General features: G+C 51.1%; 23 protein-coding genes. 9 read left to right on the top strand and 14 right to left on the bottom strand.

Going from position 1 to position 21,680, the window contains the following annotated elements; genetic code table 11:
* Positions 1-61 precede the first annotated feature (61 nt).
* Both SPM24T3_RS15390 and envC read right to left on the bottom strand, forming a co-directional pair.
* On the bottom strand, positions 62-1,069 hold the full coding sequence (locus SPM24T3_RS15390; RefSeq protein WP_009637708.1) for a divergent polysaccharide deacetylase family protein: 1,008 nt from the start codon (positions 1,067-1,069) through the stop codon (positions 62-64).
* A 2-nt stretch (positions 1,070-1,071) separates the two neighbouring features.
* Complete coding sequence (gene envC / locus SPM24T3_RS15395) at positions 1,072-2,307, bottom strand: murein hydrolase activator EnvC (protein WP_237713082.1); 1,236 nt, start codon at positions 2,305-2,307, stop codon at positions 1,072-1,074.
* A 353-nt stretch (positions 2,308-2,660) separates the two neighbouring features.
* On the opposite strand from envC, the gene SPM24T3_RS15400 reads away from it, so the two are divergent.
* From SPM24T3_RS15400 to cysE, 5 genes are all read left to right on the top strand, one after another.
* Positions 2,661-3,092, top strand: a complete 432-nt coding sequence (locus SPM24T3_RS15400; protein WP_009637710.1) for a rhodanese-like domain-containing protein — start codon at positions 2,661-2,663, stop codon at positions 3,090-3,092.
* A gap of 39 nt (positions 3,093-3,131) precedes the next feature.
* The gene (gene grxC / locus SPM24T3_RS15405) at positions 3,132-3,380 is read left to right on the top strand and encodes a glutaredoxin 3 (RefSeq protein WP_009637711.1); all 249 of its coding nucleotides are present in this window, start codon (positions 3,132-3,134) and stop codon (positions 3,378-3,380) included.
* Positions 3,381-3,450: 70 nt separating this feature from the next.
* On the top strand, positions 3,451-3,921 hold the full coding sequence (gene secB / locus SPM24T3_RS15410) for a protein-export chaperone SecB (RefSeq protein ID WP_009637712.1): 471 nt from the start codon (positions 3,451-3,453) through the stop codon (positions 3,919-3,921).
* On the top strand, positions 3,921-4,940 hold the full coding sequence (gpsA, locus tag SPM24T3_RS15415) for an NAD(P)H-dependent glycerol-3-phosphate dehydrogenase (RefSeq protein ID WP_009637713.1): 1,020 nt from the start codon (positions 3,921-3,923) through the stop codon (positions 4,938-4,940). Before secB ends, gpsA begins: the two co-directional genes overlap by 1 nt.
* Positions 4,941-5,044: 104 nt before the next feature.
* Positions 5,045-5,863 carry a serine O-acetyltransferase gene (cysE, locus tag SPM24T3_RS15420; protein ID WP_009637714.1) on the top strand — a complete coding sequence of 273 codons (819 nt, stop codon included), beginning with the start codon at positions 5,045-5,047 and terminating at the stop codon, positions 5,861-5,863.
* 118 nt (positions 5,864-5,981) lie between these two features.
* Here the strand turns inward: cysE and trmL are convergent, their stop codons facing one another.
* Genes trmL through cpxR form a run of 3 tightly spaced genes read right to left on the bottom strand, consistent with a single transcriptional unit; the run spans position 5,982 to position 8,587 of the window.
* The gene (gene trmL / locus SPM24T3_RS15425; RefSeq protein WP_009637715.1) at positions 5,982-6,470 is read right to left on the bottom strand and encodes a tRNA (uridine(34)/cytosine(34)/5-carboxymethylaminomethyluridine(34)-2'-O)-methyltransferase TrmL; all 489 of its coding nucleotides are present in this window, start codon (positions 6,468-6,470) and stop codon (positions 5,982-5,984) included.
* 48 nt (positions 6,471-6,518) lie between these two features.
* Entirely contained in the window at positions 6,519-7,889 is a 1,371-nt protein-coding gene (cpxA, locus tag SPM24T3_RS15430) for an envelope stress sensor histidine kinase CpxA (protein WP_009637716.1), read from the bottom strand.
* Positions 7,886-8,587, bottom strand: a complete 702-nt coding sequence (gene cpxR / locus SPM24T3_RS15435; RefSeq protein ID WP_009637717.1) for an envelope stress response regulator transcription factor CpxR — start codon at positions 8,585-8,587, stop codon at positions 7,886-7,888. Before cpxR ends, cpxA begins: the two co-directional genes overlap by 4 nt.
* A 149-nt stretch (positions 8,588-8,736) precedes the next feature.
* Here cpxR and cpxP point away from each other — a divergent pair, with 149 nt between their 5' ends.
* The 3 genes from cpxP (at position 8,737) to SPM24T3_RS15450 (ending at position 11,863) form a co-directional block, all read left to right on the top strand.
* Entirely contained in the window at positions 8,737-9,249 is a 513-nt protein-coding gene (cpxP, locus tag SPM24T3_RS15440; protein WP_009637718.1) for a cell-envelope stress modulator CpxP, read from the top strand.
* A 481-nt stretch (positions 9,250-9,730) separates the two neighbouring features.
* A complete protein-coding gene (gene pfkA, locus SPM24T3_RS15445; RefSeq protein ID WP_009637719.1) occupies positions 9,731-10,693 on the top strand; it encodes a 6-phosphofructokinase in 963 nt (320 codons plus the stop codon).
* A gap of 180 nt (positions 10,694-10,873) precedes the next feature.
* Positions 10,874-11,863 carry a sulfate ABC transporter substrate-binding protein gene (locus tag SPM24T3_RS15450; RefSeq protein ID WP_009637720.1) on the top strand — a complete coding sequence of 330 codons (990 nt, stop codon included), beginning with the start codon at positions 10,874-10,876 and terminating at the stop codon, positions 11,861-11,863.
* A gap of 69 nt (positions 11,864-11,932) precedes the next feature.
* Here the strand turns inward: SPM24T3_RS15450 and tpiA are convergent, their stop codons facing one another.
* The 6 genes from tpiA to SPM24T3_RS15480 form a co-directional block, all read right to left on the bottom strand.
* Positions 11,933-12,703 carry a triose-phosphate isomerase gene (gene tpiA, locus SPM24T3_RS15455; protein ID WP_009637721.1) on the bottom strand — a complete coding sequence of 257 codons (771 nt, stop codon included), beginning with the start codon at positions 12,701-12,703 and terminating at the stop codon, positions 11,933-11,935.
* Positions 12,704-12,981: 278 nt separating this feature from the next.
* On the bottom strand, positions 12,982-13,584 hold the full coding sequence (locus tag SPM24T3_RS15460) for a DUF1454 family protein (protein ID WP_009637722.1): 603 nt from the start codon (positions 13,582-13,584) through the stop codon (positions 12,982-12,984).
* Positions 13,585-13,599: 15 nt separating this feature from the next.
* Complete coding sequence (gene fpr / locus SPM24T3_RS15465) at positions 13,600-14,346, bottom strand: ferredoxin--NADP(+) reductase (protein WP_009637723.1); 747 nt, start codon at positions 14,344-14,346, stop codon at positions 13,600-13,602.
* Positions 14,347-14,465: 119 nt separating this feature from the next.
* Positions 14,466-15,476: a class II fructose-bisphosphatase gene (gene glpX, locus SPM24T3_RS15470; RefSeq protein ID WP_009637724.1), complete on the bottom strand. Its 1,011-nt coding sequence runs from the start codon at positions 15,474-15,476 to the stop codon at positions 14,466-14,468.
* A 145-nt stretch (positions 15,477-15,621) separates the two neighbouring features.
* Positions 15,622-17,142 (bottom strand): glycerol kinase GlpK, encoded by a 1,521-nt coding sequence (gene glpK, locus SPM24T3_RS15475; RefSeq protein ID WP_009637725.1) that lies wholly within the window; start codon positions 17,140-17,142, stop codon positions 15,622-15,624.
* 41 nt (positions 17,143-17,183) lie between these two features.
* On the bottom strand, positions 17,184-18,029 hold the full coding sequence (locus tag SPM24T3_RS15480; RefSeq protein ID WP_009637726.1) for an MIP/aquaporin family protein: 846 nt from the start codon (positions 18,027-18,029) through the stop codon (positions 17,184-17,186).
* Between the two features lie 485 nt (positions 18,030-18,514).
* Between SPM24T3_RS15480 and zapB the strand changes: the two genes are divergently transcribed.
* Positions 18,515-18,754: a cell division protein ZapB gene (zapB, locus tag SPM24T3_RS15485; RefSeq protein ID WP_009637727.1), complete on the top strand. Its 240-nt coding sequence runs from the start codon at positions 18,515-18,517 to the stop codon at positions 18,752-18,754.
* Positions 18,755-19,115: 361 nt separating this feature from the next.
* Here the strand turns inward: zapB and rraA are convergent, their stop codons facing one another.
* The 3 genes from rraA to hslV form a co-directional block, all read right to left on the bottom strand.
* The gene (gene rraA, locus SPM24T3_RS15490; protein WP_009637728.1) at positions 19,116-19,601 is read right to left on the bottom strand and encodes a ribonuclease E activity regulator RraA; all 486 of its coding nucleotides are present in this window, start codon (positions 19,599-19,601) and stop codon (positions 19,116-19,118) included.
* Between the two features lie 174 nt (positions 19,602-19,775).
* Positions 19,776-21,110 (bottom strand): HslU--HslV peptidase ATPase subunit, encoded by a 1,335-nt coding sequence (gene hslU / locus SPM24T3_RS15495; protein ID WP_009637729.1) that lies wholly within the window; start codon positions 21,108-21,110, stop codon positions 19,776-19,778.
* A gap of 12 nt (positions 21,111-21,122) precedes the next feature.
* A complete protein-coding gene (hslV, locus tag SPM24T3_RS15500) occupies positions 21,123-21,659 on the bottom strand; it encodes an ATP-dependent protease subunit HslV (protein ID WP_009637730.1) in 537 nt (178 codons plus the stop codon).
* Positions 21,660-21,680: the final 21 nt, after the last annotated feature.

Here is a 21,680-nt window from a genome sequence, read left to right on the forward strand (position 1 = left end):
AAAATAAAGGCCAGCAATCAAGCTGGCCTCTTTGAATGTTAAAGCTTTTATCACCAAATGCTTATGGTTTTGGCGGCTCGGCGATAGGCGCTGGCGTTTGCAGCATCTGTGGGGCAGCCTGCGCTGGCGCTTTGCTCCAGTCGCTCCACTGGCGTTCAACAAAGTTGACTACGGCAGAGTTTTTGATGCTTTCACCCAGCACGCTGAACATCGCCCCAGCATAAACTTGCGGGATTTTCTGCTTGATAGGGCAGCTGCCAATCCCTTTCTGTTTAGGCTTCGGCGGTTTCACAGGTTTGGCCGGTTTAAGCGGCGGCGGTGGCGCAGCGTGTGGATTATAAGTTATCGCCGTGTTGAGCAGATCGCTTGGGCGAACCAGCTGAATATCAGATGGAAGATTTGCCAACTCTTGCTGAACCGCAGCCACCGTTGTCGGGTGTGGGTGACCAATGGCGATAGCAAAACCGTTACGACGGGCCAAAGCGATGGCACGCTGAAACTGATGACGGATCTCGGCATTATTTTGCACGTCGTCCAGGAACACGTTGCGTTTAATCACCTTAACCGAGGTGCCTTGCGCAGCCTGAACTGATTTAGTTCCGGCAATCGTCATACTGTCGAGGAAAAACAGATGGTGCGGTGCCATGGCCTGAATGACATTTTGCATGCCGCTCAGGCTCGAGGTCATTTTACTGCCCTGATGATTGTTAATACCCACTGCGTAAGGAATGCTGGCCACTGCCTGGTCAACAATACGTTTGACCTCTTGGCTACTCATATCCGGCGTCAGGGTATTTTTCTCGAGAGGCTGCTTACTCAGCGGTTGCATCGGTAGATGGATCAGGATTTCTCGGCCCTGCTGGTGGGCCTTCAACATCATTTCGTGCGAGTCGGGCGCATTGGGGAAAATAGCCACCGATACGTTGATCGGCATTTTTAGCACCTGATTTTCGTTCTTTGCCTGATAACCAAAGTCATCAAACAAGATGGCCAGCTTGGCAGCCTGAACGTTTAGTGTGAACACCAGCGCACCACATAACGTCGCTAAACGTCTCTTTTTAAATCGCAATGTTATCTTCCCAACCACGGCTGTGGGTTAACGGCCTGACCCTGACGACGAATCTCGAAGTACAGAGAAGGCTGACCTTGACCACCACTGGTGCCCACTTGTGCAATCGGCTGACCGGCTTTAACCTGGTCGCCCACATTCACCAGTGCGCTCTGGTTATATCCATACAGGCTCATGTCCCCTTTGCCGTGATCAAGCACCACAACCAGGCCATAACCCTGCAACCAGTCTGCCAGCAGCACGCGTCCATCGGCGATGGCTCTTACATCACTGCCCTCGCGGGCGGCAATAACAATACCTTTATAGCGCAGCTCACCCTGCAACTCTTCGCCAAACTGATGCAGAGTGTTGCCGCGAACTGGCCAGATATCTTGCCCGGCCGGACGGCCAAGACCGCCGGTGCGCGATACCAGAGCCTGTTCACTTTGAGTTGGTTTATAGGTTGAGCCTTTTGATTTCGCCTGTTTTTCTTTCGCCTGAACCGCAGCCGCTTCCTGGGCTTCTTTTTCTGCCCGGGCGCGAGCTGCGCGTTCGGCGGCGGCAATTTTGTCCTGCAGGCGGGTCTGGTTGGCACGTAAATCGACCAGGCTGGCTTCATCTTTATGCAACGATGATTCCAGAGAAGTCAGTGTTTTTTGCCGTGCAGCGCGGGCCTGCTCAAGCTGTTGCTGTTGGCTTTGCTGTTGTGTCAAAGCTGATTTCTGCTGCACCTGTTTGGATTGCAGGGTAACGCGCTGCGAGGCCAGGTCACTGCGAGTCTTTTTCAGCGCGTCAATATTCTGCTGGCGAGCCTGATTCAGGTAGCTGAAATAAGCCAGAATACGCTCGCTGCGTTGGCTTTCCTCCCCGCTTAAGACCAGCTGTAATCCGCTCTGTTTGCCCAGTCTGAAAGCGGCATCGAGCTGTTTAGCGAGGATATCTTCCTGAGTCTTTTGCTGTTTTTGCAGTTTGTCGATGGAGGTGTTCAGATTGGAAATATCTTTGTTTAACCCGGATAGGGTCAATTGGGTATCGCGCAGCTTGCGGCTGGCGGCTGCGATGATTTTTTCCTGGGATTGAAGCTGGTCGAGCAGGGATCCACGCTGAAGCTTTTGTGCTTTAACGCTTTTCTCCTTTTCAGCGATGTTTTGCTGAATGTTCTTGAGTTGATCCTTGTTGTCATCGGCCAGGCCGTACCGTGGCTGAACCAGCAGCACGCCGCAAACTAGCAGGGCTGAACCGGAAAGGACTTTTCTCATCAAACTGAAATAGATAGATTTGCTCAAACTTTTTTCCGCTTGTCGACCCAGGATGATAGACAATCTGATCCCTATTGGCTTTATCGTAACACTAATCAACAACATGATGCGAAAACAAAAAATCCGCGCGCTATCATTCAAGATAGTCTGTTCCAGAGTGCCTGCCAGCAGATAAACATTATTTGAATGAAGAGCAATATTCGGAAGTATTTTAGGTAAACACCCCTTGATTTTTTCGGGATACGCCTCAGTTTATGGTAATTGGCGGCGCATTCGAGCTGTAATTGCGCAAACCGCAAGGTATACTCGTGAGCCTTGAATTTTCCCCTAACTGTCGGGAGTTGTTACACCCCATGCAAGATATTATGCCATTCGTTAGCGCGCACCCGGTTCTGAGCCTGGCGTGGGTTGCACTGCTGATTGCAGTGATCTTCACAACGGTAAGAGCCCGTTTTTCTAAAGTGAAAGAGATCACCCGCGGTGAAGCAACACGTCTAATCAATAAAGAAGAAGCCGTGGTCGTTGACGTTCGTGCTCGCGAAGAGTTTCGTAAAGGTCACATTTCTACTTCAGTGAATCTGCTCAGCGCAGATATTAAAAGCAACAACCTGGGCGATCTTGCCAAGAGCAAGGCACTGCCGGTGATTGTTGTTTGTGCTAACGGTCAGACTTCCCGTTTAGCCGCCGAAGGCCTGGTGAACGCTGGTTTTGAGCGTGTTTATAGCCTGAAAGAAGGTATTGCTGGCTGGAGCGGCGAAAATCTGCCTTTGGCTCGCGGTAAGTAAAGAATACTCCAACCTAATGACATGATTCCGAGGTGCGATATGGCTAAGATTGAAATGTTTACCAAAGCAACCTGTCCTTATTGCCATCGTGCTAAAGCCTTGCTGAACAGTAAGGGTGCAGCCTTTGACGAAATTGCAATTGATGGTGATGCAGCAAAACGTGAAGTCATGATCGAGCGCAGTGGCCGCACGACCGTGCCTCAGGTATTTATCGATGGTAAACACATTGGTGGATGCGACGATTTACACGCACTTGACGCCCGCGGTGGTCTTGACTCTCTGCTGTAAGTAGAGGTGCGCGATTGCGCGTCAAGGCGGGTGTTTAAAGGATTATTATTAACTTAAGGGTACTATTTTAATGTCTGAACAGAACAACACCGAGATGACTTTCCAGATCCAACGTATCTATACCAAAGACATCTCTTTTGAAGCTCCAAATGCTCCACAAGTTTTTCAGAAAGAGTGGGAGCCGGAGATTAAACTGGATCTGGATACCGCTTCCAGCCAATTGGCCGAAGGTGTATTTGAAGTTGTCCTGCGTGTGACCGTTACTGCTTCTGTAGCTGAAGAAACTGCATTCCTGTGTGAAGTTCAACAGGGTGGTATTTTCTCTATCGAAGGTATCGACGGCACTCAGATGGCTCATTGCCTGGGCGCATACTGCCCGAACATTCTGTTCCCTTATGCGCGTGAGTGCATCACCAGTCTGGTTTCGCGCGGCACGTTCCCGCAACTTAATCTGGCACCGGTAAACTTTGACGCTCTGTTCATGAACTATCTGCAACAGCAGTCAGAAACCGAAGGTGCGCAGCCACATCAGGATGCCTGATGAAAACTGTCAATGCTTCAATGACCGTTATCGGTGCCGGCTCGTACGGCACCGCTTTAGCGATTACCTTAGCCAGAAATGGCCACCCTGTCGTGCTTTGGGGGCATAACGCTGCCCATATTAAGGTACTTCAGTCCGCTCGCTGCAATGAAGCATTTCTGCCGGGCGTCACTTTCCCTGATACGCTGATTCTTGAGACCGACCTTTCCCACGCTGTTGCGGCTAGCCGCGATGTGTTGGTGGTGGTTCCAAGCCACGTATTCGGCGACGTTTTGCGTCAAATCAAACCTTTCTTACGCGCCGATGCCCGCATTGTCTGGGCGACCAAAGGCCTCGAAGCCGAAACGGGCCGTCTGCTGCAAGATGTCGCACGCGAAGAACTGGGCGATACCATTCCTCTGGCCGTGGTTTCCGGGCCGACCTTTGCCAAAGAATTAGCTGCAGGTATGCCAACGGCTATCGCGCTGGCCTCAACCGACGCGCAATTTGGTGAAGATTTGCAGCAATTGCTGCACTGCGGGAAAAGTTTCCGCGTATACAGTAATCCTGATTTTATCGGTGTTCAGCTCGGCGGAGCGGTGAAAAACGTGATCGCCATCGGCGCAGGCATGTCTGACGGTATCGGTTTTGGTGCTAATGCGCGCACCGCCCTGATCACCCGCGGATTAGCCGAAATGAGTCGCCTGGGTTCGGCATTGGGCGCCTCTCCGGCCACCTTTATGGGCATGGCTGGGCTGGGTGATTTGGTGCTAACCTGCACGGATAATCAATCACGCAATCGTCGCTTCGGTATTATGCTGGGAGAGGGCCTCGACGTGCAGAGTGCTCAGGACAAGATTGGTCAGGTGGTCGAAGGTTATCGCAACACCAAAGAGGTTCGAGCTCTGGCGCAGCGTTTTAACGTCGAGATGCCGATTACCGAACAGATTTATCAGGTGTTGTATAACGGTAAAGACGCGCGTGAAGCTGCAACCAGCCTGCTGGCTCGCGCCAGTAAAGATGAGTCGGGCAGCCGCTGAACCGGCACAGCAATGCGATTGATATAAAGCCGCCAGTGTTAAAGACTGGTCGGCTTGCTATTCTCTGTTACAGAGCTTTATTTAATTCGCTTTAAGGAAAGATGATGTCGTCAGAAGAGTTGGAACTGGTGTGGAACAACATTAAATCAGAAGCGAGAGCACTGGCTGAGTGTGAACCTATGCTGGCGAGCTTTTTCCATTCGACATTGCTCAAGCACGAAACCCTCGGGAGTGCGCTGAGCTACATTCTTGCCAACAAGTTGGGCAGCCCAATTATGCCCGCTATCGCCATTCGTGAAGTGGTCGAAGAGGCTTACCGTAACGACGAGCAGATGACCCTGTCGGCAGCGCGCGATATTCTTGCCGTACATTCCCGCGATGCTGCGGTCGATAAATATTCAACGCCGCTGCTTTATCTTAAAGGTTTCCATGCGTTGCAGGCTTACCGCATCGGCAACTGGCTGTGGAAGCAGGATCGTCAGGCGCTGGCGGTATATTTCCAGAATCAAATCTCTGTGACCTTTGGCGTAGATATCCACCCTGCGGCGCGAATCGGCTGTGGGATCATGCTCGATCATGCCACCGGCATTGTGATCGGCGAAACCGCAGTGGTTGAAAATGACGTCTCTATTCTGCAATCCGTTACTCTGGGCGGTACCGGTAAGACAGTAGGCGATCGTCATCCAAAAATCCGTGAAGGGGTGATGATTGGCGCAGGTGCGAAGATTCTGGGCAATATCGAAGTGGGTGCCGGGGCAAAAATTGGTGCTAATTCGGTTGTCTTGCAGTCAATACCGCCGCACGTCACGGCAGCAGGTGTTCCAGCACGGATTGTTGGTCGTCCAGAAAGCGAAAAACCTTCAATGGACATGAACCAGTACTTCAACGGCACTCAAGGATTCGAGTTCGGCGACGGGATCTAATTTTTCGGCGGCATGTGTTCGCATGCCGTTTCAGTTCTGCACTAGCAACGTAAATACTTTTCTCTCAAGACTGGTTTCCCCGTCTTGTCTTAAGCCCTATATCCTACAACCCGCGGAATTACGCTTCCTTTGGCAGCTCTTTAATCACTGCACCAGGGTAGCCCAGTTGTCTCCAGGCTTCATATACCACGACAGAAACGGCGTTCGACAGGTTCATGCTGCGGCTGTCTGGCTGCATTGGGATGCGGATTTTATGCTCGGGCGGCAGATTATCGAGAATGGTGGCAGGCAGGCCGCGACTTTCCGGACCAAATAGCAAATAGTCATTGTCCTGATAAGACACGGCGCTGTGTGCCGGTGTGCCTTTGGTGGTCAGAGCAAACAGGCGTTGTGGCGCTTCACTCGCTAAAAAAGCGTCATAGTTTTCATGATGCTTGATGTTGGTAAATTCGTGATAATCCAGACCAGCGCGACGCAGGCGTTTGTCATCCCAGGCAAAACCCATTGGTTTAATCAGATGCAGCTGGCAGCCAGTGTTGGCGCATAGGCGAATAATATTGCCGGTGTTTGGTGGGATTTCTGGTTCAAATAAAACAATGTTAAGCATGCGGACCGCGCCCCTCTAAGTCTTGAGGGACGCAGGATAGCAGAATCTTCACCGTTGTTGCAGCGGCAACCAAATAATCAGACGTAGACCGCCCAAAGGGCTGTCCTCGGCTCTTACCCAACCCCGATGCTGCTGCACCGCCGTTTCAACGATTGCCAGCCCCAGGCCGGTACCGCCAGACTCGCGATCGCGGGCTTCATCGGTACGGTAGAACGGACGGAAAATCTGTTCGCGATCTTCTTCGCTCACGCCTGGACCATCGTCGTCGACCATGATGGTGACGCCATCGCTGTCCGCCGTGAAATTCAGCGCAATGTGTTGATGTGAATAGCGCAGGGCGTTACGCACGATGTTTTCCAGCGCGCTGTCCAGGGCATTCGGATTACCAATCAGCCTCCAAGGACCCGGAGGGGCGGTGACTTCAAGAGTCTTGCCAACTTGTTCGGCTTCAAACTGTGCGTTATCAATGACATCAGCCCAAAGTTCATTGGCTTTCAATTGTTCGCGTGTCAGCTCGTTTTTGTGCTGACTGCGTGACAACACCAGCAAATCGTTGATCATGCCGTCCAGCCGCTGGGCTTCCATTTCGATACGCTGCAACTCTTTGCCTTCTCCGTGGCGGCGACGTAATAACGCCGTAGCCAGCTGTAAGCGAGTCAGAGGGGTACGTAATTCGTGAGAGATATCAGAAATCAGCCGCTGTTGCGCGGTCATCATACGTTCAAGCGCACTAACCATCTGGTTAAAGCTGACACCGGTAGCCAAAAATTCCTGCGGGCCGGATTCCAGCTCTGGATGCTGTTTAAGATTACCGCGCGCCACATCGTCGGCGGCATTTTTTAACTGACGCGCCGGTTTCGCCAGGCTCCAGGCCAGCCAGAGCAGCAGCGGAGCACTGATTAACATGGTGACAATCAGCAGCAGCAGCGGACGGTCAAACATCAGGTTGATAAAGTCGGACTGGGCGCTGCCTGCTGGACGGATAAGGTACAGCTGGTAGTTATCTTCGCCATCACGCACGGCAAAAGGCCCGACCATCTCTACGCGACCGTATTTCTTTTTCTTGGGGCGATCGGAGTTGTCAGACTGGCCGATAAAGTTACGCACAATCTGCATTTCATTGCGTTGCGCACCAATCACCCGGCCTTCACTGGTGACCAGCAGCAAACGCTGGCCCGGCGGTGCCCATTTGTCGATGGCGCGGAACAGTCGGCGCCACCACATCAGGTCATTCGCCGGATCGCCTGCAAGCTCGGCTTCAACGTGTTGTTCAATCATCAGCCCTTGCCGCTGTTCACTGTCGAGCAACGGGGTCAACTGACGAGAGTCGAGCTTGGGTACCATCAACACCAACATGAGCACCAGCGCGAGGGTAAACCAGAAAATGGCAAAAATACGCGCTGTAAGGCTGTTGATCATGTAGCAGATACCATCAGATAGCCGCGGCCACGCAGCGTTTTAAACCATGGGTGTCCATCCTGGCGATCCGGCAGTTTGCGGCGCAGGTTGGAAATATGCATATCAATGGCGCGGTCGAATGGTGTCAGGCGTTTGCCCAATACTTCCTGGCTGAGATGCTCGCGTGAAACCACTTGGCCTAAGTGTTTTGCCAACAGATACAGCAGGGTAAATTCGGTACCGGTCAAGTCGAGCGGCTGCCCGTCAAAGCTGGCTTCCTGGCGACCAGGGTTAAGCTGAAGACCATCAACCTCGAGAGTCGGTGAACTGTTGGTTTCGCCGGCCTGCTGTTGCTCGCTCCAGTTTGAGCGGCGCAGCATGGCCCTGATGCGCGCTACCAGTTCGCGATCGTTAAATGGCTTAGGCAGGTAGTCGTCTGCGCCAAGTTCGAGGCCCAGCACTTTGTCCAGCTCGCTTCCACGGGCCGTTAACATGATTACCGGCGTTTGATGACGCTGGCGCAGTTCTTTTAATGTCTCAATGCCGTTTTTCTTCGGCATCATGACATCGAGCAGTAAAAGCCCGATGCTGCTGTCGAGCTTCTCAAGCGCCTGCTCGCCGTCGTAGGCAACCACAACGCTAAATCCTTCGATTTCTAACAATTCTTTCAAAAGTGAAGTCAGTTCACGATCGTCATCAACTAACAAAATTTTATTCATTGTATTTACCTCTAGACGCAAAATACGTCATCAATTGCCGCTATTCCATGACTTTACGTAGTTTTACAAGCACTGACGCTAGTTTGCAGCTCCAGGGTTAGACTGCTTTTCAATGATTCGCTCAGTGCGAAAATATATAGGAGTTCGTGATGTGTAAGGTAGCTGCAATGATTATGGCCTCAATGCTCTCACTTAGTTCAAGTGTAGTGTTGGCAGAAAGCGCTAAATCTTTGCCTGCAGATACTTTAGCTCATGATGGCAATATGTTGGATAGGCGTAACACGATGTTCGACGGAATTAATTTAACCGAACAGCAACGCCAGCAAATGCGTGATCTTATGCATCAGGCTCGCAAAGATTCACCGCAAATAGATTTGAAGCAAATGGATACCATGCATGAGCTGGTAACCGCCAAGAATTTTGATCAGGCCGCGGTAAGATCGCTGGCAGAAAAAATAGCGCAGGAGCAGGTCAATCGCCAGGTAGAAATGGCCCGTATTCGTAACCTGATGTTTAATCTACTCACTCCTGAGCAAAAAGAGGTTTTAAACCAGAAGCACGAGCAACGTATGCAGCTTCTCGCCGCGCAGATTTCCGGCGTCCAACCTTCTTCTGATCAACAGCCTACAAGTATCCAGAAGCCCGCAAGCAGTACAGAGTAGTAGTACGAGTCAACATTAGTAAGCAGTAAGTTGTAAAAGCAAATCACATCTTTTCCTTGCCATAGACACCATCCCTGTCTTACCCCACCGAAAGGTGGGGCTTTTTTTTGCCCAAATGTCTAAAATAACGGCCCTAAGAAATGTAACGGATTTGTTGCATTATCAGTCAGATGTCATGGCGAACAATGCTATCCTTAGGGCAGACGGCTCATTTGATGACAAAACTCGGTCTTTCTCGAATAACTTAAATTTCCATCTAAGGTTTGTCACCTGACCCTTGTATAATCAGAGCCTGTAAGTAAATTGCATTGAACAAAGCTGAATTACGACGTGCAGGTGACCTGCATCAATTCAGTTTAAGCATTTTGTTATATGATTTGAGTATCCAAGCGAAGAACCAGGAATGCGACCAGAAAGGTCCGGTTTGGCAGGTATGCTCAAGAATTCTTAAGAAATTGCATCTAAAAGTTCAGAGGTAGTCATGATCAAAAAAATCGGTGTACTGACAAGTGGTGGCGACGCCCCCGGCATGAATGCGGCGATACGCGGCGTTGTTCGCGCAGCACTTACCGAGGGCCTTGAGGTCTTTGGTGTTTACGACGGCTACCTTGGACTCTATGAAGATCGCATGAAGCAGCTTGACCGCTACAGCGTTTCAGATGTGATTAATCGCGGCGGCACCTTCCTGGGTTCAGCGCGTTTCCCTGAATTCCGCGACGAAGCAGTGCGGGCCAAAGCCATCGAGAACATGAAAAACCGCGGTATCGATGCACTAGTGGTCATCGGCGGCGACGGTTCATATATGGGCGCGAAACGCCTCACCGAAATGGGTTTTCCCTGCATCGGCCTGCCTGGCACCATCGATAATGACGTAGCAGGTACGGATTACACTATCGGCTATTTTACCGCGCTAGAGACTGTGGTCGAAGCCATTGACCGTCTACGCGACACTTCCTCTTCTCATCAGCGTATTTCTATCGTTGAAGTCATGGGCCGCTACTGCGGTGATTTGACTCTGTCAGCGGCAATTGCTGGTGGCTGTGAATTTATCGTAATCCCTGAAGTTGAGTTCAACCGTGACGACTTGGTCGAAGAGATCCGAGCCGGTATCGCTAAAGGGAAGAAACACGCCATCGTTGCCATCACCGAACACATCTGTGATATCGCTGATCTGGCGCGTCATATTGAAACCGAAACCAAACGCGAAACTCGCGCGACCGTTTTGGGCCATATTCAACGCGGCGGAGCGCCTTGCGCCTTTGACCGTATTCTGGCTTCACGCATGGGTGCGTATTCTATCGAGCTGCTGTTGCAGGGCTATGGCGGTCGCTGCGTCGGTGTACAAAACGAAAAACTGGTGCATCACGATATCATCGACGCAATCGAAAATATGAAGCGCCCGTTCAAGACAGAAATGTGGGAAACCGCTAAAAAACTGTATTAATTTTCACTAATAAAACTAAAGCCTTCATTTATGGAGGCTTTTTTTTGACCCAATTTCGTATATTTCCAAATGGAATAGAAATAAATTTTTAATTCTTTAATTGTTTTCTTTTTCTCTGGCAGGCTTTAACACTCTGATTAAAAAACCTATGCAACTATAAAATTCTCTGGGAGAAGCGCGATGCGTAAATTGGGAGTAGGGCTGGCATTACTGTTGGTCACAGCGGGTGCCATGGCTAAAGATATCCAGATTTTGAACGTTTCCTATGACCCAACGCGTGAACTCTATCAGGATTATAACCAGGTATTCAGCAAATACTGGTTGGCGAAAACTGGCGATAAAGTGACAATTCGTCAATCACATGGCGGTTCAGGTTCTCAGGCAACGTCTGTCATTAATGGCATCGATGCCGATGTCGTGACCCTTGCGCTGCAATCGGACGTTGATGCCATTGCCGATCGTGGTCGCATCAATAAGGACTGGGAAACCCGCTTACCGGACAACTCTGCACCGTACACTTCTACCATCGTGTTCCTGGTGCGCAAAGGCAACCCAAAAGGTATTCACGACTGGAATGATTTGATCAAACCGGGTGTGTCAGTGATTACACCAAACCCGAAAACCTCAGGTGGCGCTCGCTGGAACTATCTTGCAGCCTGGGGTTACGCGCTGCATCACAACAATAACGACAAAGCCAAGGCGACCGATTTCCTTCGCGCTTTGTTTAAAAACGTTGAAGTTCAGGATTCTGGCGCACGCGGTGCAACCAATACTTTCGTAGAGCGTGGCATTGGCGATGTGCTGATTTCATGGGAAAACGATGCGATTCTTGCCGATCAAAAACTGGGCAAGGGCAAGTTTGAAGTGGTCTATCCAAGTGAGTCAATCCTGGCTGAACCAAGCGTTTCTGTCGTAGATAAAGTGGCCGATAAGCGCGGAACCCGCGATGTTGCCACTGCCTATCTGAAATATCTTTATTCGCCAGAAGGTCAGACTGTCGCCGCTCGTAACTACTATCGTCCTCGTGACCCCGAAGTGGCGAAACAGTTTGCCAAGCAGTTCCCGGCAATAAAACTTTATACTGTTCAACAAATTGCAGGTGGCTGGACCGCTGCGCAGAAAGATCACTTTGCTAACGGTGGCATCTACGATCAGGTAAACAAACGTTAAGCAGGAACTGACTTTTTAGAAGCAAAAAAACCCCGCAATGCGGGGTTTTTGCTATCAAGGTTTCGGCAATCAGGCTTTGGCTTTCGCTTCGGCTGCGGCTTTAACGATAACGGCAAAGGCGTCGGCTTTCAGGGAAGCGCCGCCAACCAGTGCACCGTCGATGTCTGGCTGGGTGAACAGTTCAGCAGCATTGCCAGCGTTTACAGAACCGCCGTACTGGATGATAACTTGTTCAGCAACCGCGGCATCTTGCTTGGCAATGTGATCACGAATGAATTTGTGAACTGCCTGAGCCTGCGCTGGAGTAGCAGATTTGCCGGTACCGATAGCCCAGACAGGTTCGTAGGCGATAACCGCGCCTTCGAACGCTTTCGCGCCCAGAGTAGACAGCACGGCGTCCAGTTGTTTGGCACATACGGCTTGAGTTTGTCCGGCTTCGTTTTCTGCATCGGTTTCACCGATACACAGCACTGGGATCAGACCCGCTTCTTTCAATACGCCGAATTTCTTGGCAATAAATTCGTCGCTTTCTTTATGGTAAGTACGACGCTCTGAATGGCCGATAATGATGTATTGAGCACCAATATCTTTCAGCATGTCGGCAGAAATTTCACCAGTGAACGCGCCTGACAGGTTAGTGTCAACGTTCTGTGCGCCCAGCGCGATACGGCTACCGGACAGCGCGTGTTTAGCCTGTGACAGGTAAACTTCAGGCGGTGCGATAGCTACGCCACAGCCTTCAACGGTGCTCAACTCGGTACGCAGAGCGGCAATCAGTTCGTTAACTAAATGTGTGCTTCCGTTCAGTTTCCAGTTACCCATCACTAATGGATGTCGCATTTTATTTCCTCCATAAGGGGACGCGAGTGTCGATTAAAATTTCTGCCGAAAAGGCAGATTAACTGCACAACAGTATAGAGATGATCAAGCCCAAAGGCTTTGCTTTTCGTCATAATCCCGTCGTATTTGCAGCCACAACTTTGTTGGCTTCCCTTACTCACCCGAATCACTGACCGGTGTCAGCTCATCGGGATTCGTGCGTTTGCCGCCGCGTTGTGATTTAAACTACTTAGGGATTGCATCTGATTGATTTTGCGGTATTTGCAGCCACAACTTTGTTAGTTCGCCAGTGACAGTTTTACCGGTTCGACGGCGAGGGTCAGGCCTTTCTCGCCATTGTCGGAAATTACATAGCGCACCGCACCAACCTGCTGTTGATAGAACTGCATGCCCTTACCTTTATCGATCAGACTATTGACCTTCGCGGCGCTCTGATCGACCGAAAGCGTTGGGTCGAATTCACGGATAACGTTCGCCATGTAGCTAATCGCGGTGGCATGCGCGGCCTTTTCATCGGGACCCTGGATCGGCATGTAAGTGATCTGCATGCTTTTGATTTTTCCCGTGCCTTTCTCTAACGCCGTGGAGGCGTAGAGGTCTTCGTTAATTTTACTGGCGGCGCGGGTCAGCAAGACGGCATCGGGCTTGTCAGGTATTGCGCGGAACTCCCCGATTTGCTGCGTCGGGTTGGCGATGTTGTATTTTTCACGGAAATTTACCAACGTTTGTTCAAACGTGGGTGCTCCCGGCATTAGATAGGGCGCCCGAGGCACATCTTCTCTGGCCTGGTTATCGGGCGGCGGATCCGCAAAGGCCATCCCGCAGCCTAGGGTCAAAAACAGCAACGTCGAGACCAGGCGAAGGGGGATAGCGATTTTCATAGTGTTTAGCATGAGTTACCAGTAGTGCTCGCTGGTCATGTGACCAGGTTTTCTACGCAGATGTTTGCGCATCTCGCGGCTGTCTTTGAGCACCTGTTGGGTGTCGCGAACCATTTGTGGATTGCCACACAGCATGATGTGGCTGTCGTGAGCTTCCATTCTCAGGCCAACCGCGCTTTCCAGTGAACCATCTTCAATCAGCGCAGGCACGCGGCCTGTCAACGAGCCTGGCGTCTCCTCACGGCTTACCACCGTTTGAATGTGTAATTTGCCATTGTAACGCTGTTGCAACTGCTGCATCTGTGGCAGATAGCTTAAATCACGTGAAAAACGCGCCGCATGAACCAATACGATGTTTTTGAACCGTTCGAGCCCCTTGCCTTCCTGCAGGATAGACAGAAACGGGCCAATCGCCGTGCCGGTCGCCAGCATCCACAGGTTTTCACACTCGGGGATCTCGTCGATGACGAAAAAGCCCTGCGATTCTTTGGTGACCATGATTTCCGCGCCCGGCTGCATGTCATGCACCAGCGGGCTGAGTTTGCCCTCGGGGACCGTCACCAGATAAAACTCGAGATCGTTATTGCTCGGAGCGTTCACAAAAGAGTAAGCGCGCGTCACGCGTTCACCGTTTATTTCCAACGAGAGTTTGGCGTACTGCCCGGCGGCAAAGTCATTGATTGGCGCATTAATCACGATGCTGAACAAACTTTCTGTCCAGTGCTCCACCCTCGCTACTTTACCTGTTACCCATTCAGCCATCGACTCCCTCTCCAGTTCTATAGGATTGAAATTACCGGCTGATCTTATTCCATATTTTGCAGAAGGATTATCGATTAAATGTTATCAGGCCGAAGTTAGCTCCGGCCTGCAAGCGCAAATCAGATGATAAATTTGTGCAGCGCCTGGTCTTTACGATCGAGATAATGCGTTGAGCGGATGCGACGAATGGTGCGCGATTTTCCGCGGATTAACAGGGTTTCAGTGGTCGCCATATTGCCTTGACGGCTGATGCCCGCGAGCAGATCGCCCTGAGTAATTCCAGTCGCCGAGAAGATGACATTGTCATTACGCGCCATATCCTCCAACTGCAGCAATTTTCCTGCTTCGATGCCCATTTGCTGGCAGCGAGCCAGCTCTTCTTCGCCTAGACGACGATTCTCGGGCGTGTCGCCTTTAACGTGGTGACGAGCAAGCAGACGGCCTTGCATATCGCCATCCAGAGCTCGGATCACTGCGGCGGAAATCACCCCTTCCGGCGCGCCGCCGATGCCGTACATCACGTCAACTTCGCTTTCCGGCATGCAGGTCAGAATAGTGGCGGCCACATCGCCATCGGGGAAGGCAAACACGCGCACGCCCAATTGGTGCAACTCGCGGATGATCGCATCATGGCGCGGTTTGGCCAGAATCGATACGGTAAGCTCATTAAGCGGTTTATTCAGCGCGGCGGCAATAAGTCGCAAATTATCTACCAGCGGCAGATCGAGATTGATATGGCCCTTGGCTGCTGGCCCTACCACCAGTTTTTCCATGTACATATCTGGCGCATTGAGGAATGAGCCTTGGTCGCCGACCGCTAATACCGCCAGCGCGTTTGACTGGCCCATGGCCGTCATTCTCGTGCCTTCGATGGGGTCAACCGCAATGTCAACCGCGTCGCCCTGACCTGTCCCGACTTTCTCGCCGATATACAGCATCGGGGCTTCATCGATTTCGCCTTCGCCAATGACGATTTCACCGGCGATATCGACCTTGTTAAGCATGATGCGCATTGCCTGCACTGCGGCGTTATCGGCCAGATTCTTGTCACCACGACCCAGCCATTTATAACCAGCCAGTGCCGCAGCTTCAGTCACGCGGGAAAATTCGATAGCTAATTCACGTTTCATGATAAATCCGTTTTGAGAAAAATCAGGGCGGTGAGCAAAGGCTCATCTCAGGCCTCAAAGTCTACCATAGCAGGCAGGCATAAAAAAAAACTCCCCGAGACGGGGAGTTTGATGAGGCTTGAAAAGTTTGGACATTAACGCCGATTTATTCGTGATCTTCCCATGAGCGAACGCGCGCCACGGCTTTCTGCCAGCCTTTGTAGCGGAAGTTACGCTCGGTGGTTTCGATACCCGGACGGAACTCTTTTTCGATGATCGCTTTGCTGCGAACTTCTTCGAGATCGCTCCAGAATCCCACTGCCAGACCAGCCAGATAAGCTGCACCGAGCGCCGTTACTTCACGTACTTCAGGGCGTTCGACGCGGGTGCCGAGGATATCTGACTGGAATTGCATCAGGAAGTTGTTGGCAACCGCGCCGCCGTCAACGCGCAGTGATTGCAAACGCGTGCCGGAATCGGCCTGCATTGCGTCGATCAGGTCGCGAGTCTGGAAGGCGATCGACTCGAGAGTTGCGCGAATGATGTGGTTGCTGTTGGCACCACGGCTGAGGCCGAAGATTGCGCCACGGGCATACGGGTCCCAATAAGGCGCGCCCAGACCGGTAAAGGCAGGCACCACGTAAACTCCATTGGTGTCTTTCACTTTACTGGCAAAGTATTCAGAGTCGGCAGCATCGTTGATGAGCTTGAGTTCGTCACGCAGCCATTGAATCGACGCACCGCCAACGAACACCGCACCTTCCAGCGCATAGTTCACTTCACCGCGCGGGCCACAGGCAATCGTAGTCAGCAGACCATTCTTGGACACGACCGCTTCGGTGCCAGTGTTCATCAGCAGGAAGCAGCCGGTTCCGTAGGTATTTTTAGCCATGCCAGGCTGAACGCACAGTTGGCCGTACAGCGCCGCCTGCTGATCACCGGCAATACCGGCGATTGGAATACGCGTCCCGCCTTTACCACCAATGTTGGTCTGGCCGTAAATTTCCGAGGATGGGCGTACTTCCGGCAGCATTTCACGTGGAATATCCAGCGCTTCCAGCAGGCGATCGTCCCACTCGAGGCTGTGAATGTTGAACATCATGGTGCGCGAGGCGTTGGTGTAGTCGGTGATGTGCACGCGCCCCTGCGTCATTTTCCAAATCAGCCAGGTATCGACAGTACCGAACAACAGCTCACCGCGTTTGGCGCGCTCGCGAGAGCCTTCAACGTGGTCGAGGATCCATTTAACTTTGGTGCCTGAGAAATACGGGTCAACCACCAGGCCAGTATTGTGTCGGATGTATTCTTCCATCCCGGCTTCTTTCAACTGTTCACAGATTTCGGCTGTACGACGACATTGCCAGACGATGGCGTTGTAAATCGGCTTGCCGGTCTCTTTTTCCCAGACGATAGCGGTTTCACGCTGATTGGTGATACCGATACCGGCGATTTGGTCTGAGTTAATATCTGCTTTAGCCAACACTTCAACCAGGACAGAGCTCTGTGACGACCAGATTTCCATCGGATCGTGCTCGACCCAACCTGCTTTAGGGTAGATCTGGGTGAACTCACGTTGCGCTACGCTAACGATATTAGCATCGTGATCGAGCACTACGGCGCGAGAGCTGGTTGTACCCTGGTCGAGGGCGACGATATATTTTTTTTCGTGTGATTTATCTGCTGTCATGATTTATGTCCTGCAAAGTGGGCTGTGAACAATTTAACCTATCAGGCTTTACGCTGAGTCTGCTGCGCGGCAGTCTCTTCTGGTGCAATGGAAACAGTCTGAGGGAGATGATTACTAATCAATGCCTTGTAACCAACAGCACCCAGACATGCACCGATCAGCGGGCCGAAGATAGGTACCAGGAAGTAAGGGATATCACGCGCTCCGGTGAAGGCGACTTTTCCCCAACCTGCGAAATAGGCAAACAGCTTAGGACCGAAGTCACGGGCCGGGTTAAGGGCGAATCCGGTTAATGGGCCCATAGACGCACCGATTACTGCGATCAGTAAACCAATCAGCAGCGGAGCCAGAGCACCGCGCGGTACACCGTTGCCGTCATCGGTTAATGCCAGGATCAGGGCCATCAAAATGGCGGTAATAACGGTTTCAACCAGGAATGCCTGCAACACGCTGATGTGCGGGTTAGGGTAAGTCGAGAAGATACCGGCCAAGTCCAGGCTGGCAACGCTGCCGCGCACCATGTTGTGACTCTGCTCGAAGTCCAGGAACAGGTTGTAATACAGGCCGTAAACCAGCGCTGCGGCACAGAAAGCACCGGCGACCTGCGCGATGATATAAGGCACAACCTTGCGACCTTCGAAATTGGCGAACAGGCACAGGGCGATGGTGATAGCTGGATTAAGGTGCGCACCGGAAATTGCTGCCGTCAGGTAAACGGCCATTGAGACCCCGAGGCCCCAGATGATGCTGATTTCCCACTGGCCAAAGCTTGCACCAGCCAGTTTCAGTGCTGCTACACAACCAGCGCCGAAAAAGATAATCAGGCCGGTTCCCAGAAACTCTGCAATGCACTGACCTTTGATTGTAGAACTCATATTTTGGCTCATAATCGAATCCTATAAAGGATAGTTGTTTAGGGTAGGGTTGAGGTCACTTAATTTTTCTTGTTTAGTGTTATTGATTTTAACATCTCTGATGAAATGAGAATGTGATGTAAATTTATCGTTAACGAGCATAAACGAGAAATACCGAAATCAAAATGTGTGTGCCATGTCATAAAAATGAGCGAATACGAGTGTTTTTTAGAAACTGTTAATCGAATAAAGGGGTTTTCAAGATAAGAACTATCGTATTTAGTGGGACATTGGCGCTTTCTTTCAGTATTTCCTGATAGTACGGCCGTTATAATTGCAACAGACTGCGAGTAGGGCCCGCATGTCGCTAGACAGGGACCGGATGCCTACATACAATCGGGGTTAATTAAGTCGCGGCGTTAATTTCAGCCAGTAGTTAATTGTATTATCGAGCTGCGTCGGGAAGATGTGGCGAGTCTTAAAAGATGTACGCTTTGCGAACATTAAGGGGAATAAACATGTCATTTGAAGTATTTGAAAAGCTAGAAACTAAAGTTCAGCAAGCGATTGATACTATTACTTTGCTGCAGATGGAAATCGAAGAACTGAAAGAGCAGAACAACAATCTGTCTCAGCAGGTTCAGCAGGCTAACGGTAATCACGAATCTCTGATCCGTGAAAATACTCACCTGAAAGAAGAGCAGCACGTGTGGCAAGAGCGTTTGCGTTCTTTGCTCGGTAAGATGGAAGAAGTTTGATTTTACCTTCGTTCTTGAAGCTGCAGCGGCGTTAGCTACGCTCGCTCACCCGAATCACTGACCTGTGTCAGCTCATCGGGATTCGGCTCGCTTGCTGCCTTGCTGCAACTCCAATTACTCGGTTAAATCTTTGATTCTGATTTGGTTCTTGAAGCTGCAGCGGCGTTAGCCACGCTCGCTCACCCGAATCACTGACCTGTGTCAGCTCATCGGGATTCGGCTCGCTTGCTGCCTTGCTGCAACTTCATTTACTCGGTTAAATCTGCGCTATTCCAAAATAAAAAAGACGCCTTTGAGTGCGTCTTTTTTGTTGTCTTTTTTACATAAAAGACAAAGGGTTATTCGTTTATTAAGAAAAGAACTATTCGATATCGAGCGGGTCTTCGGACAGGATGATACCGGTATTATCTGCATAAAGATGGTCGCCGGAGAAGAAAGTCACGCCGCCGAAATTAACGCGAATATCGCTTTCACCGATGCCTTCACTTGCCGCGCCAGCCGGGATAGCTGCCATTGCCTGAATGCCGATGTCTAGCTCTTCAAGGTCGTCAACCTGACGGACGGCGCCGTAAATCACGATGCCTTCCCACTCGTTTTGCAGGGCAAGATTCGCCAGTCCTGCATCAAGCAACGCACGTCGTACCGAGCCACCACCGTCGACAAGAAGAACGCGGCCACGGCCATTTTCTTCCAGCAAATCATAGAGCAAGCCATTATCTTCAAAGCATTTCACTGTGGTGATTTGCCCACCAAATGAAGTACGTCCACCAAAGTTGGAGAACAGCGGTTCAACGACATTCACTTCTTCATGATAAATGTCGCACAGTTCTGAAGTATCGTATTTCATAGGATTTTTTTCTGGTTGCTCGCGTGAGTGGTAAGTATATCCCTTTCTGATAGTTGTTGGCAAAATCATCACCTGTCAGTTTGAGTTGACGGCTTTATAAACAGCTGTTCATTTCTGCTGGCAACAAAAAGGGAGGCCTGAGCCTCCCTATAAGCATCTGAATAAACGAGTGAATTACAAAATGAAGCGGCTCAAATCTTCGTCGGCAACCAGTGCATCGAGGTGGCTACCTACATATTCAGCATCAATGGTGATGGAAACGCCGCTGCTCTCGCTGGCGTCGTAGGAAATATCTTCCATCAAGCGCTCCAGCACGGTATGCAGACGACGCGCGCCGATGTTCTCGGTGGTTTCGTTAACCTGCCATGCAGCTTCCGCAATGCGACGGATACCATCGGTAGTGAAAGTGATGGTCACGCCTTCGGTTTGCATCAACGCCTGATACTGGTGAGTCAGAGACGCACTCGGCTCAGTCAGGATGCGCTCGAAATCTTCGGTAGACAGTGCCTGCAGTTCAACGCGGATCGGTAAACGACCCTGCAACTCAGGGATCAGGTCTGACGGATTGGCAGTCTGGAATGCGCCCGAAGCGATGAACAGGATGTGGTCAGTTTTAACCATGCCGTGCTTGGTTGAAACGGTACAGCCTTCAACCAGCGGCAGGAGATCACGCTGTACGCCCTCGCGGGAAACGTCAGGACCGGAGCTTTGACCGCCGCGCTTACAAATTTTGTCGATTTCGTCGATGAACACGATGCCGTGCTGTTCAACGGCTTCGATTGCCTGCTCTTTCAGTTCTTCTGGATTAACCAGTTTCGCCGCTTCTTCTTCAACCAGCAGTTTGTAAGCTTCTTTGATTTTCAGCTTGCGCGCTTTCTGTTTCTGACCGGCCATGTTCTGGAACATTGACTGCAACTGGTTGGTCATTTCTTCCATGCCTGGAGGAGCCATGATTTCAACGCCAGCTGGAGCATCGGCTACATTAATTTCAATTTCCTTATCATCAAGCAGGCCTTCACGCAGTTTTTTGCGGAAAGACTGACGCGCCGCAGATGGCTCGTGTGCCTCATCCGGCTGGCCCCAGTTGTTTTTGGCTGGTGGGATCAGCACGTCGAGAATGCGCTCTTCTGCCAACTCTTCTGCGCGGTAGCGGTTCCGTTCGATGGACTGCTGGCGCACCATTTTGATGGCCGAATCGGTCAGATCACGAATGATGGAATCGACTTCTTTACCAACGTAACCGACTTCGGTGAACTTGGTCGCTTCAACTTTGATGAACGGCGCGTTGGCCAGTTTTGCCAGACGGCGAGCTATTTCGGTTTTACCGACACCGGTCGGGCCGATCATCAGAATATTTTTAGGTGTAACTTCGTGGCGCAGCGCTTCATCGAGCTGCATACGACGCCAGCGGTTACGCAGCGCAATAGCAACCGCGCGTTTCGCTTTGTCCTGGCCGATGATGTAGTTGTCTAATTCGCTGACAATCTCGCGTGGGGTCATTTCAGACATAATATTCGATCCTTACGCTTGGGATTGCTTAGGCAATTCCAGGAAATTGAGGTTATGGTTGGTATAAATGCAGATATCACCGGCGATATTCAGCGATTTCTCGGCAATTTCACGAGCGCTCAAATCGGTGTTTTCCAGCAGCGCGGTCGCGGCTGCCTGGGCGTAAGCGCCACCTGAACCAATAGCAATCAACCCGTTGTCTTGACGGATCACGTCACCGTTACCGCTAATCAGCAGCGAGTCGGTCTCGTCGGCTACAACCAGCAGCGCTTCAAGACGACGCAGCATGCGGTCGGTTCGCCAGTCTTTTGCCAGTTCTACCGCGGCTTTGGTTAAATGACCCTGATGCATTTCCAGCTTGCGCTCAAATAGCTCAAACAGTGTGAAGGCATCGGCTGTACCGCCGGCAAAGCCCGCGATCACCTTATCTTTGAAGAAGGTACGTACTTTAACGACGTTACCTTTCATTACGGTGTTACCCATTGTGGCCTGGCCATCGCCACCCACTACCACATGGCCATTACGGCGCACACATACAATTGTTGTCACGAGCTTTTCCTCGTTGCAGAC

The organism is Serratia sp. M24T3, assembly GCF_000257645.1.
Classification (GTDB): Bacteria; Pseudomonadota; Gammaproteobacteria; order Enterobacterales; family Enterobacteriaceae; genus Rouxiella.

Coding starts and splice junctions, on each gene's coding strand:
- rraA (WP_009637728.1), bottom strand. CDS start 19,601: ATGAAATACGATACTTCAGAACTGTGCGACATTTATCATGAAGAAGTG.
- zapB (WP_009637727.1), top strand. CDS start 18,515: ATGTCATTTGAAGTATTTGAAAAGCTAGAAACTAAAGTTCAGCAAGCG.
- glpK (WP_009637725.1), bottom strand. CDS start 17,142: ATGACAGCAGATAAATCACACGAAAAAAAATATATCGTCGCCCTCGAC.
- SPM24T3_RS15400 (WP_009637710.1), top strand. CDS start 2,661: ATGCAAGATATTATGCCATTCGTTAGCGCGCACCCGGTTCTGAGCCTG.
- grxC (WP_009637711.1), top strand. CDS start 3,132: ATGGCTAAGATTGAAATGTTTACCAAAGCAACCTGTCCTTATTGCCAT.
- cpxP (WP_009637718.1), top strand. CDS start 8,737: ATGTGTAAGGTAGCTGCAATGATTATGGCCTCAATGCTCTCACTTAGT.
- SPM24T3_RS15460 (WP_009637722.1), bottom strand. CDS start 13,584: ATGAAAATCGCTATCCCCCTTCGCCTGGTCTCGACGTTGCTGTTTTTG.
- SPM24T3_RS15450 (WP_009637720.1), top strand. CDS start 10,874: ATGCGTAAATTGGGAGTAGGGCTGGCATTACTGTTGGTCACAGCGGGT.
- cpxA (WP_009637716.1), bottom strand. CDS start 7,889: ATGATCAACAGCCTTACAGCGCGTATTTTTGCCATTTTCTGGTTTACC.
- cysE (WP_009637714.1), top strand. CDS start 5,045: ATGTCGTCAGAAGAGTTGGAACTGGTGTGGAACAACATTAAATCAGAA.
- pfkA (WP_009637719.1), top strand. CDS start 9,731: ATGATCAAAAAAATCGGTGTACTGACAAGTGGTGGCGACGCCCCCGGC.
- envC (WP_237713082.1), bottom strand. CDS start 2,307: ATGAGAAAAGTCCTTTCCGGTTCAGCCCTGCTAGTTTGCGGCGTGCTG.
- fpr (WP_009637723.1), bottom strand. CDS start 14,346: ATGGCTGAATGGGTAACAGGTAAAGTAGCGAGGGTGGAGCACTGGACA.
- secB (WP_009637712.1), top strand. CDS start 3,451: ATGTCTGAACAGAACAACACCGAGATGACTTTCCAGATCCAACGTATC.
- tpiA (WP_009637721.1), bottom strand. CDS start 12,703: ATGCGACATCCATTAGTGATGGGTAACTGGAAACTGAACGGAAGCACA.
- gpsA (WP_009637713.1), top strand. CDS start 3,921: ATGAAAACTGTCAATGCTTCAATGACCGTTATCGGTGCCGGCTCGTAC.
- SPM24T3_RS15480 (WP_009637726.1), bottom strand. CDS start 18,029: ATGAGCCAAAATATGAGTTCTACAATCAAAGGTCAGTGCATTGCAGAG.
- cpxR (WP_009637717.1), bottom strand. CDS start 8,587: ATGAATAAAATTTTGTTAGTTGATGACGATCGTGAACTGACTTCACTT.
- hslU (WP_009637729.1), bottom strand. CDS start 21,110: ATGTCTGAAATGACCCCACGCGAGATTGTCAGCGAATTAGACAACTAC.
- glpX (WP_009637724.1), bottom strand. CDS start 15,476: ATGAAACGTGAATTAGCTATCGAATTTTCCCGCGTGACTGAAGCTGCG.
- trmL (WP_009637715.1), bottom strand. CDS start 6,470: ATGCTTAACATTGTTTTATTTGAACCAGAAATCCCACCAAACACCGGC.